This window comes from Microbacterium flavescens (genome assembly GCF_018588945.1).
Lineage (GTDB): Bacteria > Actinomycetota > Actinomycetes > Actinomycetales > Microbacteriaceae > Microbacterium > Microbacterium flavescens.
Map to the genome: position 1 here is coordinate 641,782 of NZ_JAFIWA010000002.1, position 14,652 is coordinate 656,433.

The window sequence follows — 14,652 nt, forward strand, 5'->3', positions numbered from 1 at the left end:
CGCGGCGCCGGGCCGCAGGAGGCTCCTAGGCGACCGCGAACGTGACCGCGGGCGCCTCGGCCACGGCGATCTGCGACACGCGCACTCCGCAGTACTCGGTGAGCAGATCGATGTCGTCGGCGGCGAGGCGGCGCGCCGCGTCGATCATGACGTGCGCGCACGCCAGGGCGTCGGCGGTGGCGTTGTGGTGCGCGAACTCGGCGAAGCCGGCCTCGGCGGCGACGAAGGGGAGCCGGTACGACTCGAGCCGGTAGACCTTGCGGGCGACCTGCAGGCTGCACGCGTAGCGGTACGGAGGGCAGTCGTCGCCGGTCGCCTCGCATGCGCGCTTGATGACGGCCATGTCGAAGCCGGCGTTGTGGGCCACGAGCACGTCTCCGCCGATGAACGCGTCCATCGCGGCGAGCTGCCCGGCCCAGGTCGGCGCTCCGATGACGTCTTCAGCCGTGATCCCGTGGATGCGGGTGTTCAGCTCGAAGAACCGGTCGTGGCCTGCGGGTGGCTGGATGAGCCATCCCGTCTGCGCCACGACCTCGCCGCCGCGCACCTTCACGAGTCCGACCGCGCAGGCGGAGGCATTGCTCGGATTCGCCGTCTCGAAGTCGATCGCGGTGAAGTCCAGTGCCACGCCCACAGACTCACCCGCGACCGGCGGGGCGGCGGCCAGGCGCGCCGCGCGCAACCCGCATCGAGCGTCCTAGGCTCGGAGCATGGCCAGTCGCGATGAGATGTCCCGGTCGTTCGGCGCCGCCGCAAGCGCCTACGAGTCGGGGAGGCCCGACTACCCGCGCGAGGCCGTCGAGTGGCTGCTCGCGCCGGTCCACGCCGAGGGTCGCGCGCTGCGCGTCGCCGACGTCGGCGCGGGCACCGGCAAGCTCACCCGCACGATCGTCGAGACGGGGGCCGACGTCGTCGCCATCGATCCCGATCCCGGCATGCTCGCGTCGCTGCGCGAGAACGTCCACGGCGTGCCCACTTTCGTGGGAACGGCAGAGCGGATGCCGCTGCCCGACGCCTCGGTCGACGCTCTGCTGCTCGGCCAGGCGTGGCACTGGGTGGATCCGCCCCTCGCCGCCGCCGAGTGCGGCCGGGTGCTGAGGTCGGGCGGTGTGCTCGGGCTGATCTGGAACGTCCGCGACGAGTCCGACCCGTTCGTGCGCGGCCTGACGGCGATCATGCACGCCTCGAGCGCGGAGCAGCTGATCGCCGCCGGCGGTCCGGTCGTGGGGGAGCCCTTCGGCCGGCTCGAGAACCGCACCTGGACGTGGACCCGCGCGATGGGCCGGGAGGTCCTGCTCGACATGGTCGCGTCGCGCAGCTACGTCATCACGGCGCCGGCTGACGAGCGGGAGCGCATCCTCCGCGATGTCGGCGCCCTCTTCGACTCCGCGAGCCGGGCGACGGAGTCGGGCGCCGAGGTCGTCGACGTTCCGTACCGCACCGAGGCGTTCCGAGGCATCCGCGGCGTCGCGGCATGAGGCGCGGCCCGTCGGCGTACCGGAAACCGGCCGACCCGGCTAGCGTGACGCCATGCGCATGCTGACCGTCTGCAACTTCGTCACCGTCGACGGCAGGTACGAGGACGACGACCACGACATCGTCTCGTTCTTCGAGCACCAGCACCCTGACTACGCCGGCGCCGACTCGTTCGACCACTACACGACCGGCCTGCTGCGCGACTCGGACACGCTCGTGCTGTCAGGACGACGGTCGGCCCTGGGCAACCTCGGCTACTGGACGGGTGTGAGGGGGAATCCGGATGCCTCGGCCATCCGCCGCGAGTTCGCCGAGCTGATCCTCGGCGCGGAGAAGCTGGTGGTGTCCGACACGATCACCGAGGCGGACGTCGCGCCCTACGACAACGTGCGGATCGTGCGGGTGAACGAGTCTCGGGACGCGATCCGGTCGCTGAAGGAAGGCGACGGCGGAGGCATCCTGATCCTGCTCGGACGGGTGCTGTGGAACGACCTGATGCACGCGGGACTCGTGGACGAGCTGCATCTGGTGACCTTCCCTCTCATCGCGGGGTCGGGTGTGCCGCTGTTCGACGCGCGGCCGCCCGTGGCGCTCAAGCTGCTGGGCACGCACTCGTGGGAGTCGTCGGGGAACGTGCTGATGCGCTGGCGTGTGGATGGGGCGGCGCCGGTCGAGGCATCCCGTCGCACGTAGACTGAACTCCCGTGGCTCTCACCATCGGAATCGTCGGACTGCCCAACGTCGGCAAGTCCACCCTCTTCAACGCCCTGACCAAGAATCAGGTTCTCGCGGCGAACTACCCGTTCGCGACGATCGAGCCGAACATCGGGGTCGTGAACCTGCCCGATCCGCGCCTCGAGAAGCTCGCCGAGATCTTCCACAGCGAGCGCATCCTGCCCGCCGCCGTGTCGTTCGTCGACATCGCGGGCATCGTCCGCGGCGCGTCGGAGGGGGAGGGGCTCGGCAACAAGTTCCTCGCGAACATCCGCGAGGCCGACGCGATCGCACAGGTCGTGCGCGGCTTCGCCGACGACGACGTGGTGCACGTCGAGGGCACCGTCGACCCGAAGAACGACATGGAGACGATCAACGCCGAGCTGCAGCTCGCCGACCTCGAGACGCTCGAGAAGGCGATCACGCGGTACGAGAAGGAGGTCAAGGGCAGGAAGCTCGACCCCTCCGTGCTCGCGGCCGCCGTCGAGGCGCGCGAGGCGCTCCAGCGCGGCGAGCTGCTGTCGGCGTCCGGCATCGATCTGTCGCCGATCCGGGAGCTGGGCCTCCTGACCGCGAAGCCGTTCATCTTCGTCTTCAACGTCGACGAGGCGGTGCTGACGGATGCCGCCCGGCGCGAGGCGCTCGGTTCACTCGTCGCGCCGGCCAAGGCGGTCTTCCTCGACGCGAAGATCGAGTCCGAGCTCATCGATCTCGATCCCGCGGACGCCGCCGAGCTGCTGGCCTCGACGGGGCAGGACGAGTCGGGTCTCGACCAGCTCGCGCGCATCGGCTTCGACACGCTCGGACTGCAGACGTACCTCACAGCAGGCCCCAAGGAGGCGCGCGCCTGGACGATCGGCAAGGGCTGGAAGGCTCCGCAGGCGGCCGGCGTGATCCACACCGATTTCGAGAAGGGCTTCATCAAAGCCGAGGTCATCTCGTTCGACGACCTCGTCGCGACCGGCTCGGTCATCGAGGCACGCGCGAAGGGCAAGGCGCGTCTCGAGGGCAAGGACTACGTGATGCAGGACGGCGACGTCGTCGAGTTCCGCTTCAACGTCTGACCGCCCGCCCCAGATCTGAGAGGACTCAGGACATGACCGACATCCAGCTCTTCGAGCCCGAGGGCCGCGCGATCCCGTTCGTCGACGAGGGCGACGGTCCGGTCAAGCTCGTGCTGATCCCGGAGCGCGGCCAGGACGCGCTCGGCGTCGTGGGCCACTACCTCGCGGAGGAGGCCGGCTTCCACGTCGTGCGGATCGGCTACCGCGCAGGCTCGAGCGGTCAGCTCGCGGCCGCCGACCACGCCGAGGACGTCATCGCCGTCATGGACCACCTGGGGCTCGATCACTCCTGGATCGGCGGCCACGGCTTCGGCGGCACGGTCGCGCGTGCGGCGGTGGCGGCACATCACGAGCGCGCGAACGGCCTGCTCCTGCTCGGCGTCGAGGACGAGGACATCCCGCTCGCGCCGGTGATCCCGGTCCTGATCGTGCAGGGCTCGGCCGACGAGGTCACCGTCCCGGAGATCGGCGAGCGGCTGCAGTCGACTGCTCCGGAGCGCGCGAGCGTGAAGACGCTCGAGGGCGAGGGCCACTTCTTCCCGTCGACGAAGCCCATCGAGACCGCCGTCATCATCGAGGAGTACCTCGACTGGGACTGACGTCGGGTCTCAGCGCCCCTGGCGCTTCTTGTAGGGCTTCGGCTGGCCCTTCACCGCGGGTGCGCGGCCTTTTCCCTTGGACGCCTTCGCCTTGCCGCCTGCCGGTGCCTTCGGCTTCGCGGCCGGAGCGGGCGCGGCGGCGATCCGGCTCCTCGCCTCGTCGAGCAGGAGCGTTCCCGCCGGCGTCAGGGTCCACCCCGACTTGCTGCGGGTGAAGAGCGGATGCCCGACCTCGTCCTCGAGCTTGTCGATCGACGAGTGGAGCGACGCGAGCGGGATCCCCAGTTCCTCCGCGGCACGCGGGACGTGGGCTCCCGCATCGACGACGGCCACGAACCGCTGGAGCAGAGTGATGTTCACGTGAGCCTTCCGGATTGCCTTACCGCCCGGCCCAGGCTACCGGCAGCCTCGGGGTGGGAGGAGATCGGATGCCGCGGCCGCGCAGGCCGCGGCATCCGTCGCTCTACGCCCCGGCGATCCAGACCGTCGTCTCACCGGCGAGGACGCGCTCGTCGCGGTGCAGGCTCGACAGGGAGATCGGCGGGCCCTCAGGGAGCTCGAACGGCTCGGTCCCGAAGTTGGTGAACACCGTCCAGCCGTTCGGACGGCGGAACGCGAGCACGTCGGAGCGGTCGGTGTCGATCCAGGTGAGGGACTCGCCGGTCTGCAGCAGACGGCGCATCGCGAGCGCCGCGCGGTACAGCGAGAGCGTCGACGCGGAGTCGCCCTGCTGCACCGAGACCGCGTAGTCGGCGAACCACGGCGGCTGCGGCAGGTGGGAGTGGTCGTCGCCGAAGCCGAAGGACGGCCCGTCCGCCGACCAGGGCAACGGGACCCGGCATCCGTCCCGTCCGATGTCTTCACCGGGGCTGCGGAAGAAGGTCGGGTCCTGGCGATCGGCATCGGGGATCGCCGCGACCTCGTGCAGCCCGAGCTCCTCGCCCTGGTAGATGTACGCCGAGCCGGGCAGCGCCAGGACGAAGAGCGTCGCGGCGCGGGCACGGCGTCGGCCCCGTTCCGTGTCGAGGGGCGGCTGCGTGCCGCCCGACAGCAGCCACTCGTTGCCGTGCTTGCGCAGCGGCCGTCCCGCGGCGTCGCGCTCGGCGTCGGGAAGGCCGTAGCGGGTGGCGTGACGGACCACGTCGTGGTTCGACAGCACCCAGGTCGTCGACGAGCCCGACTCCGCGGCCAGCGCGAGGTTGTCGCCGACGATGCGGCGGAACTGCGCGGCGTCGAAGTCCGCTTCGAGCAGGTCGAAGTTGAACGCCTGCCCCAGGCTCTCCGCGCGGGCGTAGAGCGGGATCCGGGAGGGCTCGACCCACGCCTCGGCGACCGCGGTGCGCGGCGGGTCGTACGAGTCGAACACCGCCCGCCACTCCGCGTACACCTCGTGCACGTCGTCGCGGTCGATCATGGGGTGGTTGCCGTCGCGGGGCATCGCGTCGAGCTCGGCCTGCGAGGGGAGCGGGTCGACGAAGTCCTTGGTGAGCATGTGGGCGACATCGATGCGGAAGCCGTCCACGCCGCGGTCCGACCAGAACCGCAGGGTCTTGACGAAGTCGGCGCGCACCTCGGGGTTGGACCAGTCCAGGTCGGGCTGCTCGACGGCGAAGTTGTGGAAGTACCACTGCCCGTCGGGCACGCGCTGCCACGCAGACCCGCCGAACACCGACACCCAGTCGGCCGGCGGCTCGGAGCCGTCGGGTCCGGAGCCGTCGCGGAAGATGTACCGCGCGCGGGCCGGCGAGCCGGGTCCGGCCGACAGAGCCTCCTGGAACCACGCATGCTGGTCGGACGTGTGGTTGGGAACGATGTCCACGACCACCTTGATCCCCACGCCGTGAAGGGCGGCGAGCATCTCGTCGAAGTCGTCGAGGGTCCCCAGGCGCGGGTCGACGTTGCGGTAGTCGGCGACGTCGTACCCGCCGTCGGCGAGCGCCGACGGGTAGAACGGGCTGAGCCAGACCGCGTCGACGCCGAGCTCCTTCAGGTACGGCACGCGCGAGGTGATGCCCCGGATGTCGCCCATGCCGTCGCCGTCGGCATCGGCGAAGCTCCGCGGATACACCTGATAGACGGCGGCCTGCCGCCACCAGGGGGGCAGCTGGGCGTCGTTCGGGTTCGAACTCCAGGGTGCGATGTGAGCGGCTGCCGTCACGGGGCGGGTTTCCTTTCGGTGTGCTTCTGTTCGGTAGGGGAGCGGATGCCGCGACCTCAGCCCTTGACGGCGCCCTGGGTGACGCCTTCCACGACCCATCGCTGGGTGAAGAGGTAGACGACGATCGCGGGCGCCATGGCCATGAGGTACGAGGCGAACGACACGTTGTAGTTGTTGCTGAACTGGGTCTGGAAGATGTTCTGGACGACCGGCAGCGTCTGCGACGCCGGGTCGGAGATGATGAGCGACGGCATCATGAAGTCGTTCCACGAGGCCAGGAAGGCGAAGATGCCGACCGTGGCGCTCATGGGTGCGAGCAGCGGGAAGATGAGCTGCCAGAACGTCTGCCAGGTCGACGCGCCGTCGATGCGCGCGCTCTCCTCCAGTTCGGCGGGGATGGAGCGGAGGAAGGCGGTGAAGAGCAGGATGCTGAAGCTCAGCTGGAACATGATCTTCAGGATGACGACGCCGATCGGGTTGTCGAGCCCGGCGAGACCCGTCAGCTGGATCTGTGGGAGGGCCACCACCGGGAACGGCAGGAACATCGCCGCGAGCAGGTAGTAGAACGAGTAGCGGAAGAGCTTGCGGTCCCAGTTGCGCGAGATCGCGAACGACGCCAGCGACGCCAGGAGGATCGTGCCGGCGACGGTGAAGACCGTGATGAACAGCGAGATCATGAAGGCGCGGGGGAAGTTGGTCAGCTCCCACGCCGTGACGAATCCGTCGATGCTCCACGGCGCCGGCAGCGAGAACGCGTTGCCGTCGACGGCCTGACCCTGCGTCTTGAACGCCATCGTCACCGTGACGTAGAGCGGGATCAGGACCGTGATCGCGCAGAGCGCGAGAACGATGGTGCCGGGCCAGTTGACGCGCTCCATCGCGAAGCGCGAGCGGGCGGGCTTGCGGGGCGCGTCGCCGTCGAGCACGCGCTCGGCGGTCATGTCCTCGACGGCGAGGGCGGGCTGCGTGGTCATCAGAACACGTTCCTTCCGCGAGTGAGACGGAGTTGGAGGAGCGAGAGCGAGATGGCGATCAGGAAGAAGAGCGTCGCGTTGGCCATCTGGTAGGCGTAGTCGCCGCCGGAGAAGCCCGTGAAGATCGTCATCGCGATGCTTCGGGTCGCCGTTCCCGGTCCGCCGTTGGTGAGGCCGACGATGATGTCGTAGGCGTTGAGGAAGTCCTTGAAGCCGATGATGACGTTGATCACGACGTATCCGGCGACGAGCGGAAGCGTGATGCGCCAGAGCTGCTGCGCCTTGCCGGCGCCGTCGATCGCGGCTGCCTCATAGACGTCTCCGGGGATCGCGAGGAGGCCGGCGATGTAGATGAGCAGGGTTCCCGGGATGGCCTGCCACGCGGTGACGATCACGATGGCGACCCATGCCAGGTCGGGGTTGGCCAGGATGCTCTCGCTCATCCATCCGATGCCCCAGGCCTGCCCGAGTGCGGGGACGGAGTTGGAGAACAGGAAGTTGAAGACGTAGGCGATGATGATGCCGGAGATCACCATCGGGATGACGAAGATCGTGCGCAGGCCGGTCTTCAGGCGAATCCGCGAGACGAGTCCGACGGCGAGCAGGAAGGCCAGCACGTTGACCACGATCACCGTGACGAACGCGAACCAGAACGTGAACAGGTAGCTCTGCAGGATCGCCGGATCGGTGAACACCGCGAGGTAGTTGACGAAGCCGATGAACTCCCAGTCGCCGAACCCGATGGAGTTGGTGAAGCTGAAGAAGATGCCGATGATCGCGGGGATGGTGATCGCGAGCGTGAACAGGATGAGCGCGGGCAGGAGGAAGGCGTAGTAGATGCCGTCCACCTTGCGGCGTCTCTGCGGCGCCGGTTCGGCTGGCGTCGGGCTCCCGGTCTGCGGCTCCGTGACGGCCACGGTGGTCGTTGCCATGATTGCGTTCCCTTCGTCTCGCGCTATTGGCGCAGCGCCAGCCGGGCCCAGTCGGCGTCGAGCGTGCGCAGCGTTCTCTCGACGTCGGCTCCGGTCACGATGCCTTGCATGTAGTTGTCGGTGGGAATGGTCAGCGGGATCGCCTTCGAGGCTCCTTGGTAGAACTTCGCGGTGTCGTAGTACTCCTTCATGCCGAGAATCCGCTCGTCGGTGACGGGAGCGGAGTCGGTCGTGGTGCCGTAGCCGAGGAAGGCCGCGTTGTACTCGTCCATCACGTCCTTCTGGAACAGATAGCTCAGGAAGTCGCGTGCGCCCTCCTTCTGGTCGGATGCCTCGGGGATCCACGCGGCGAGGTCGATGTTCACCCGCACCTTCAGGTCGTCGGGATCGTCCGTCATAGGCAGCGGGAAGGTGCCGAGGTCGAGGTCCGGGTTGGTCTTGTCGATCTCGCCGAACGCCCATGGTCCCTGGAGGTACATCGCCGCCTCCTCCTTGGCGAAGGCGAGGTTGCCGTCGCCGTAGGCGCGGCTCGCGGCATCCTCGTTCGTGTAATCGTCGACCAGCTCGGTCATCTGCTCGACCGGCGCGGCGAGCGTCTTCTCGAATGACACGGGGGAGTCCGGCCCGACCTCGGTGCCCAGCTCGTTCAGCTGCTCGTAGAAGTCGGCCACATCGACCTGGCCCCCGACGGCATAGTCGAACCAGCCCTGCCCGACGGTCCACGGATCCTTGAAGGTGCCGTAGATCGGGGTGATCCCGGCGGTCTTCAGCGCCTCGCAGACCTCGATGAGCTCGTCCCACGTCGTCGGCACCTCGAGACCCTGCTCCTCGAAGATGCGCTTGTTGTAGATGACGGATGCCGCCATCACCGAGTAGGGCAGGACGCTCGTGCGTCCCGGGTAGGTCGCGTACTGGTCGACGAGATCCTGCACCTCGGGGAGGATGCGCTCGGCTTCCGGCATGTCACTCAAGTCGCTGAGGGCGCCGCGCTCCATGAACCGCGCCATCTCCATGTTGTAGTTGAGCAGGCCGAGGTCGGGCGGATCGCCGCGGAGGAACCCGGCCTGCAGGTTCGACGAGGTGTCGAAGACCACGACCGTCTCGTCCTGGCCGGCGTTGTACTCCTTGATGAGATCGCGGAAGTAGGGGATCGCCTCGGGCTTGCTGAGATGGAACCTCACCTCTGCAGGACCGGACGCTGCGCCGGCGCAGCCGACGAGCGCGGAACCCGCCACAGCGAGCGTCACGGCCGCTGCGGCGGACCGACGGAGAACGGATGACACGGGCACGACGCTGTCCCTTTCGTTGTTCCGGTGATTAAATTTAGACACCGAATCAAATGGCGTTACTTCATGATTGCAAGAGACCCAGAGAAAGGTCAATGCTCTTGTCTCAACCTCCGCTCCATGCTTCGAGCCTCCGTCGAGCGAGTCTCGAGGCGGTGCTCGGGTACGCGTGGCACGGCGGAGTCTTCACCGCCTCGGATGTGCTCGAGGCGGTCGGGCTGACGCGATCGACGGCGATCGATGTGCTCGAGGAACTCGTGGCCCGCGGGCTGGTGGTCGAGCTTCCGAACGCCCGCGCGGGGGGCGAGTACAGCAAGGGCCGGCCGGCGCGACGGTTCGCCTTCCGGCCGGATGCTGCGTACGTCGTGGGCGTGGACGCCGGGCGTGGGAACGTCACGGCGACGCTGGCCGATCTGCGCGGCAGCGCAGTCGCCGTGCGGCGAACTCCCGTCACGGCCGCGCGCGACTCGGCGGAAGGTCGGAGACGGGCCGCGTCAGACGTGGTCGACGCCGTGCTCGCCGACGCCGGCCGCACACACTCGGAGGTGGCGGCGGTGTGCATCGGGGTGCCCGCTCCCGTGAATGCTCGGGGCGGGTCGCCACCGCACCGCACGGACTTCTGGCACCGGATGAACCCGGGCTTCCTGGAGCTCTTCAGCGCGTGGGCGCCGCTCGTGCGGATCGAGAACGATGCGTCTCTCGCCGCCGTGGCGGAGCATGCCGTGGGTGCGGCCGTCGGATACGACGACTTCGTGGCGCTGCTGGCGGGGGAGCGTCTCGGCGCCGGGGTGTGCGTCGACGGGCGGCTTCTCCGAGGCGCACACGGGGGCGCGGCCGAGATGGTCGCCTTCGATCACGTGATCGGCGTCGAGGGGGCATGGGGACTTGGGCACCGGGCGGCGGAGCTGGCACGGAAGGCGGCAGCCGAGGATCGACTGCCCGCTGCGAGCGCTCTGCGTCAGCTCGACACCGCGGATATCGACGGCAGGACGGTATTGGGCTTCGCGCGGGAGGGCGATCCCGGCGCGCTGGACATCGCGCGACAGGTCGGAGAGACGCTGGCCGTCATCGCCGGTGTGCTGGGAAGCGTCTTCGACTCGAAGCGGGTCATCGTCTCGGGTGCGGTGGCCGAGGGTGCGGGCCCGGTGATCGAGGCGGCCGTGCGGGCGCTGCCGCAGGAGCTCGACCTGCCCGCACCGGAGCTCGTCGCCTCGGCTCTGGGTGCGGACATCGTCTCGGTGGGGGCGGTGTTCGCTGCGGTGGAGGCGGCACGCGCGGGAGCGCTGGATCTCCTGGCGTTCGCCGCGCCCGGCTGAGGCGCCGGGCTCAGGATCGTCCGGCGAACTCGAGCAGACGGGCGCGGCCCGCGGCCACGTTGTCCTTGAGGCGCGCCTTGGCCGCGACCACCGACGGATCGTCCGCCCGGTCGGCCGGGATGCGCGCCGGATTGAGCGTGGTCTCGTTCGACCACGCACGCAGGTCGGACTCGTTCGTCAGGGCCAGCGATGCGTCCCCGCCGATGATCTGCATGGTCGCCCAGTCCGCGGTCGTGTTCGAGTACGGCGACGGCCGGCAGACGCGATTCTTCTCGGCGTCATCGTCGCGGGTCGCCTCGACACGACCCACGATCGCCGCACCGAAGCACGGGAATCCGACGCGCACGGGCTGCGGAGTGATGGCCTCGGGAGTCCAGATCGGCCGCAGACCCGGATACTTGAGCCCCTCGGCGGCGCAATGGACCACGACCGCGTCCGAGGGCACGCGGACGTCGCCGTCCGAGAAGCGGAGGCGCCCGGGTGCGACGGATCGGACGTGGCCGCGGCGGACCACGTCGTCGATGGTGCGCACGGAGTCGAGCTCCCACGCCGCGAGCGTGGGAGTCTTTGCCATGGTCGGGGTCACCCCGGGGTCGATGCGCAGCACGATGCCCGCATCCTCCAGCCGCAGGAAGACGTCGTCGGGGCTGCTGGCCGCCGCGGCCGCGGCCATCGTGTCGGCCGCCATGCCGAGGAAGATCGCCGGGTCGGGCTGGATCACCGCGCGATTGAGGAGCCACGGATCGCGCGGCCGCACCCAGGTGATCGCGTTCGGCTCCACACCCTGCTGCAGGAGCCACACGCAGGTGTCGGTCGCCGTCTTGCCCGCCCCCACGACGACGAAGTGCCCGGGTGGCTCGGCGAGGCGCACGAGGTCGTTCACCGCGATCACGTGCGTGTCTTCCTCGACCGCGAAGGGTGGGGGAGTGAGAGACGGGATGTCGGGCGACAGGTAACGGGCGTCGACGACGCGCGCGCGAGGGGCGTGGTGTCGCGCGCCGCTCACGAGCGAGGTGAAGCGGCGATCGCCGTCGTATTCGGTGCGACCGTGGAAGGAGACGCGGCCGGTGGCGGTCAGGCGGGCCAGCACGCGGTCGTAGTACGCGCACACCTCCGCTGCGCTGGCGCGCTCGTGGAGCCCGCGCTCGGGGCCGTCGGTCTGCAGGCGCCCGCCGCCGAGCAGCGTGGAGGCGACACCGTAGAACGCCGACGCCTGGTGCAGCCGGACGAAGCCGTACGCGTCGAGCCAGTGGCCGCCCGCGCCATGACGACGGTCGACGATCGCGACAGACGCGTTCTCACCGGCTTCCGTGAGCGCGTCGACGAACGCCATCCCCATCGCCCCGGCTCCGATGACGAGGTAGTCGACGTCGACGATCGACTCCATGCGCCCATGAGAGCAGGCGGCGTGCGTCCCGTCAATGGCGCGGGTGGTCGCCCACCCGCGTGGACGAGTGCCCCGCTACAGCGAGACGTCGGTCTCGATCGCCTCCGCGATGTCGTCGACCGCGTTCGGCGGCAGGGACACCCCTGCCGACTCCAGCCGCTGACCCAGGAGGTGGCTGACGTCGTCCGACACCCGGCCATGGCGGATGTCGTCCTCCAGCTCGGCCACGACCTGCTCGATCGTCTCGGCGCGGTCATCGTCGGGAGCGACGTGAAGGTGCGCGTTGTGGAGGCTCATGCGCTCACCCTGGTACGTCCGGAAATCTTTTGCACCCCCTTGACGCGGGCGGTGCTGTCGTGCGCGAGCCGTCAGTATGCGAACCGGGCGATCAGCCGGATGAGGGTCGGCAGTCCGCGTGAGCTCGCCCGGCCGCCGGTGAGCCGCTCGAGCACCGGAGTCGCGTGCCCCTCTCGCTCGACGTCGTTGCGGACGAGCGCCCAGCCGGGACCGGCGTCGACGATCGAGCAGCGGTGCTGCGCAGTGAGGGTGGCCACCTCGGGCGAGCGCCCGTCGATCGTTCCGCCGCTGTGCAGGGTGAACTCGACCCTGTGCGCATCGGACGCCCCGGCATGCTCATGGACGATCGTGATCAGGTCGGCGAGCGGGATCCACAGGATGTCGCGCGTCTGGCCGGACCGGGCCGCGATCGCCTCTTCCGCCGACTCGACCGCGCGGGCGGGCTGGTCGGACTCGAAGACGATGGTGCCGTTGCTCTGGAAGGTCTGCGCATCGGGGCATCCGGCGTCGGCGAACCCCGCCAGGATGTCGGCGGTCGCGGGATGGCCCCGCTGGCCTTGGTTGACGTTCCGCATGAAGGCGACGCAGCGCATGCCTCGAGCGTAGGAGGGAGATCCGACAGGTAAGGCGACGAGCCCGCCCGACAGACCCGTCCCGACGGCCCTCAGGGCGTTCCGGCGCCGTCGCCTGGCGGCTCGGCGACGTCGAGAACGGCTTCGGCGAAGGCGTGCGGAGCTTCCGCGGGCAGGTGGTGTCCGGCATCCGGGATCCGGCGATGCTCGCGCGGGCCCGTGAAGAAGCGGTCGTGCTGCGAGCCGTCGGTCGCGGGGAAGTTGCCGTCGGCCATGCCGTCGAGCGTGATCGTCGCAACCGGGATGGGAGGCTGCTCGGCGAGCCGTCGTTCCTGCGCGACATGCTGAGGCGCGCCGGGTTCGAGGCCGAGCCGGTGGCGGTACGAGTGGATCACGACGTCTACGTAGTCGGGGTTCTCGAACGCGGCGGCGGCGCGGTCGAGGGTCGCGGTGTCGAACGACCAGGCGGGGGAGTTCCGTCGCCAGATGACGTCGGCGATGCCCCGCGCATCGCGGGCGAGCCCGGCGCGGCCGCGCTCCGTGGCGAAGTACCAGAAGTACCAGAATCCCGCCTCGAGACTCGGAGCGAGGGGGACGCCTGCGGCCCCGATGTCCTGGATCAGGTAGCCGTTGACCGACACCAGGCCTCCCACGCGGTCCGGCCACAGCGCGGCGACGACGCAGGCGGCGCGCGCGCCCCAGTCGTAGCCGGCGAGGATCGGCTCGTGGAGGTGCAGGGCGTCCATGAAGGCGAGGAGATCGGCGCCCAGAGCGGCCTGCTGGCCGGAGCGCACGGTGCGCGCGTCGCGGAATGTGGTGGGGCCGTGGCCGCGGAGGTAGGGCACCAGCACGCGGAACCCGGCGTCCGTCAGCAGCGGCACGACGTCGACATAGCTGTGCACGTCGTACGGGAAGCCGTGCAGGAGCACGACGGGCTCGGCGGTCGGGTCTCCCGCATCCAGGTACGCGACGGTGAGCTCGCCGGCGTCGACGGTCCGCAGGGGAGTGGTGAAGGTCGTGGGCATGAGGTGCTCCTCGAGTGGAGGCGGCACCCCGGAGACCGGGGGTCTTCCGGAGTGCCGCCGTTCGGTCACGCAGCGGCCGCGCGGCTCGCGATGTAGGTCCGGCCGGCCTCCGCGATGGTCGCGGCGACGGCGGCCGGCTGCGACACCGAGATCGCATGCGAGGCTCCGGCGATCTCGCGGGTGCCGCGCGATCCCGCGCGCTCCGCACCCGCGCGGAACACCGCTGCGGGGATGTTGAGGTCCTGGTCGCCGAAGACGTGCCAGGACGGGATGTCGCGCCACGCCGGACGCGTCGTCGGGAGGCCCTCCGACAGCGCGGCCTCGGTGACCGGGCGCTGCGTGGCCGCCATGAGGGCGGCGACCTCGGTCGAGACGTCTGCGGCGAACTGGTGGTGGAACGCGTCGGATCGGATGACGAACTCGTTGCCGCCGGTCGAGACGGGGTAGGCGTCCAGTGCCTCGCCGAGAGTGCTGCCGGGAGCGCTGGTCGAGAGGCTGAAGGCGCTGTCGCCGGTGTCGGGCACGAAGGCCGAGGCATAGACGAGGCCGACGACGGATTCGCTGCCGGCGGCCGCCTCGGTGATGACGAGGCCGCCGTACGAGTGGCCGACGAGCACCACCGGGCCTTCGATCGAGGCGAGCACGTCCCGCACGTAGGCGGCGTCGACGGCCAGGCTGCGCAACGGGTTGGCGACGGCCACCGCGCGCACGTCGTGCTGCTGCAGTTGCGCGATGACGCCGTTCCATGAGGACGACTCGGCGAAGGCGCCGTGGACGAGGACGATGGTGGGCTTCTGCTCGGACATGTCGGTTCCTTTCGAGGGTGGATGCTGCCGTGCTGAGAGCTACGAC

Annotated in this window: 16 protein-coding genes; 5 read left to right on the top strand and 11 right to left on the bottom strand. The window is 69.7% G+C overall.

Features of this window, described 5'->3' with window-relative positions; genetic code table 11:
• Nucleotides 1-25: 25 nt before the first annotated feature.
• Nucleotides 26-628: a 3'-5' exonuclease gene (locus JX005_RS06670; protein ID WP_214466617.1), complete on the bottom strand. Its 603-nt coding sequence runs from the start codon at nt 626-628 to the stop codon at nt 26-28.
• Between the two features lie 82 nt (nt 629-710).
• Between JX005_RS06670 and JX005_RS06675 the strand changes: the two genes are divergently transcribed.
• The 4 genes from JX005_RS06675 to JX005_RS06690 are packed head-to-tail and all read left to right on the top strand — an operon-like array spanning nt 711 to nt 3,853.
• Nucleotides 711-1,478: a class I SAM-dependent methyltransferase gene (locus tag JX005_RS06675; RefSeq protein ID WP_214466618.1), complete on the top strand. Its 768-nt coding sequence runs from the start codon at nt 711-713 to the stop codon at nt 1,476-1,478.
• Nucleotides 1,479-1,530: 52 nt separating this feature from the next.
• Nucleotides 1,531-2,169 carry a dihydrofolate reductase family protein gene (locus tag JX005_RS06680; RefSeq protein WP_214466619.1) on the top strand — a complete coding sequence of 213 codons (639 nt, stop codon included), beginning with the start codon at nt 1,531-1,533 and terminating at the stop codon, nt 2,167-2,169.
• 11 nt (nt 2,170-2,180) lie between these two features.
• On the top strand, nt 2,181-3,254 hold the full coding sequence (gene ychF / locus JX005_RS06685) for a redox-regulated ATPase YchF (RefSeq protein WP_214466620.1): 1,074 nt from the start codon (nt 2,181-2,183) through the stop codon (nt 3,252-3,254).
• 32 nt (nt 3,255-3,286) lie between these two features.
• The gene (locus JX005_RS06690; protein WP_214466621.1) at nt 3,287-3,853 is read left to right on the top strand and encodes an alpha/beta fold hydrolase; all 567 of its coding nucleotides are present in this window, start codon (nt 3,287-3,289) and stop codon (nt 3,851-3,853) included.
• A 9-nt stretch (nt 3,854-3,862) separates the two neighbouring features.
• On the opposite strand, the gene JX005_RS06695 is transcribed toward JX005_RS06690, so the two are convergent.
• The 5 genes from JX005_RS06695 to JX005_RS06715 all read right to left on the bottom strand — a co-directional run bounded on the left by JX005_RS06695 (nt 3,863) and on the right by JX005_RS06715 (nt 9,206).
• On the bottom strand, nt 3,863-4,213 hold the full coding sequence (locus JX005_RS06695; RefSeq protein WP_214466622.1) for a LysR family transcriptional regulator: 351 nt from the start codon (nt 4,211-4,213) through the stop codon (nt 3,863-3,865).
• Between the two features lie 103 nt (nt 4,214-4,316).
• On the bottom strand, nt 4,317-6,011 hold the full coding sequence (locus tag JX005_RS06700; protein WP_372447322.1) for a glycoside hydrolase family 13 protein: 1,695 nt from the start codon (nt 6,009-6,011) through the stop codon (nt 4,317-4,319).
• Between the two features lie 56 nt (nt 6,012-6,067).
• Entirely contained in the window at nt 6,068-6,889 is an 822-nt protein-coding gene (locus JX005_RS06705; RefSeq protein ID WP_246533680.1) for a carbohydrate ABC transporter permease, read from the bottom strand.
• A 95-nt stretch (nt 6,890-6,984) separates the two neighbouring features.
• Complete coding sequence (locus tag JX005_RS06710) at nt 6,985-7,917, bottom strand: carbohydrate ABC transporter permease (protein ID WP_214466625.1); 933 nt, start codon at nt 7,915-7,917, stop codon at nt 6,985-6,987.
• A 23-nt stretch (nt 7,918-7,940) separates the two neighbouring features.
• On the bottom strand, nt 7,941-9,206 hold the full coding sequence (locus tag JX005_RS06715; RefSeq protein WP_214466626.1) for an ABC transporter substrate-binding protein: 1,266 nt from the start codon (nt 9,204-9,206) through the stop codon (nt 7,941-7,943).
• A gap of 152 nt (nt 9,207-9,358) precedes the next feature.
• Here JX005_RS06715 and JX005_RS06720 point away from each other — a divergent pair, with 152 nt between their 5' ends.
• Nucleotides 9,359-10,519, top strand: a complete 1,161-nt coding sequence (locus tag JX005_RS06720; RefSeq protein WP_307858518.1) for an ROK family transcriptional regulator — start codon at nt 9,359-9,361, stop codon at nt 10,517-10,519.
• A 10-nt stretch (nt 10,520-10,529) separates the two neighbouring features.
• Here JX005_RS06720 and JX005_RS06725 read toward each other — a convergent pair whose 3' ends face one another.
• The 5 genes from JX005_RS06725 to JX005_RS06745 form a co-directional block, all read right to left on the bottom strand.
• Nucleotides 10,530-11,906 (bottom strand): NAD(P)/FAD-dependent oxidoreductase, encoded by a 1,377-nt coding sequence (locus JX005_RS06725; RefSeq protein ID WP_214466628.1) that lies wholly within the window; start codon nt 11,904-11,906, stop codon nt 10,530-10,532.
• A 75-nt stretch (nt 11,907-11,981) separates the two neighbouring features.
• Entirely contained in the window at nt 11,982-12,203 is a 222-nt protein-coding gene (locus tag JX005_RS06730) for a hypothetical protein (RefSeq protein ID WP_214466629.1), read from the bottom strand.
• A gap of 71 nt (nt 12,204-12,274) precedes the next feature.
• The gene (locus JX005_RS06735; protein WP_214466630.1) at nt 12,275-12,796 is read right to left on the bottom strand and encodes a DUF1697 domain-containing protein; all 522 of its coding nucleotides are present in this window, start codon (nt 12,794-12,796) and stop codon (nt 12,275-12,277) included.
• 71 nt (nt 12,797-12,867) lie between these two features.
• Nucleotides 12,868-13,800, bottom strand: a complete 933-nt coding sequence (locus tag JX005_RS06740; protein ID WP_214466631.1) for an alpha/beta fold hydrolase — start codon at nt 13,798-13,800, stop codon at nt 12,868-12,870.
• A gap of 65 nt (nt 13,801-13,865) precedes the next feature.
• Entirely contained in the window at nt 13,866-14,606 is a 741-nt protein-coding gene (locus JX005_RS06745) for an alpha/beta fold hydrolase (protein ID WP_214466632.1), read from the bottom strand.
• Nucleotides 14,607-14,652 lie beyond the last annotated feature (46 nt).

Excerpts from the sequence above, each read along its gene's own strand:
- JX005_RS06740 (WP_214466631.1), bottom strand. The coding sequence starts at position 13,800 with ATGCCCACGACCTTCACCACTCCCCTGCGGACCGTCGACGCCGGCGAG.
- JX005_RS06725 (WP_214466628.1), bottom strand. The coding sequence starts at position 11,906 with ATGGAGTCGATCGTCGACGTCGACTACCTCGTCATCGGAGCCGGGGCG.
- JX005_RS06680 (WP_214466619.1), top strand. The coding sequence starts at position 1,531 with ATGCGCATGCTGACCGTCTGCAACTTCGTCACCGTCGACGGCAGGTAC.
- JX005_RS06710 (WP_214466625.1), bottom strand. The coding sequence starts at position 7,917 with ATGGCAACGACCACCGTGGCCGTCACGGAGCCGCAGACCGGGAGCCCG.
- JX005_RS06745 (WP_214466632.1), bottom strand. The coding sequence starts at position 14,606 with ATGTCCGAGCAGAAGCCCACCATCGTCCTCGTCCACGGCGCCTTCGCC.
- JX005_RS06730 (WP_214466629.1), bottom strand. The coding sequence starts at position 12,203 with ATGAGCCTCCACAACGCGCACCTTCACGTCGCTCCCGACGATGACCGC.
- JX005_RS06690 (WP_214466621.1), top strand. The coding sequence starts at position 3,287 with ATGACCGACATCCAGCTCTTCGAGCCCGAGGGCCGCGCGATCCCGTTC.
- JX005_RS06705 (WP_246533680.1), bottom strand. The coding sequence starts at position 6,889 with ATGGAGCGCGTCAACTGGCCCGGCACCATCGTTCTCGCGCTCTGCGCG.
- JX005_RS06735 (WP_214466630.1), bottom strand. The coding sequence starts at position 12,796 with ATGCGCTGCGTCGCCTTCATGCGGAACGTCAACCAAGGCCAGCGGGGC.
- JX005_RS06675 (WP_214466618.1), top strand. The coding sequence starts at position 711 with ATGGCCAGTCGCGATGAGATGTCCCGGTCGTTCGGCGCCGCCGCAAGC.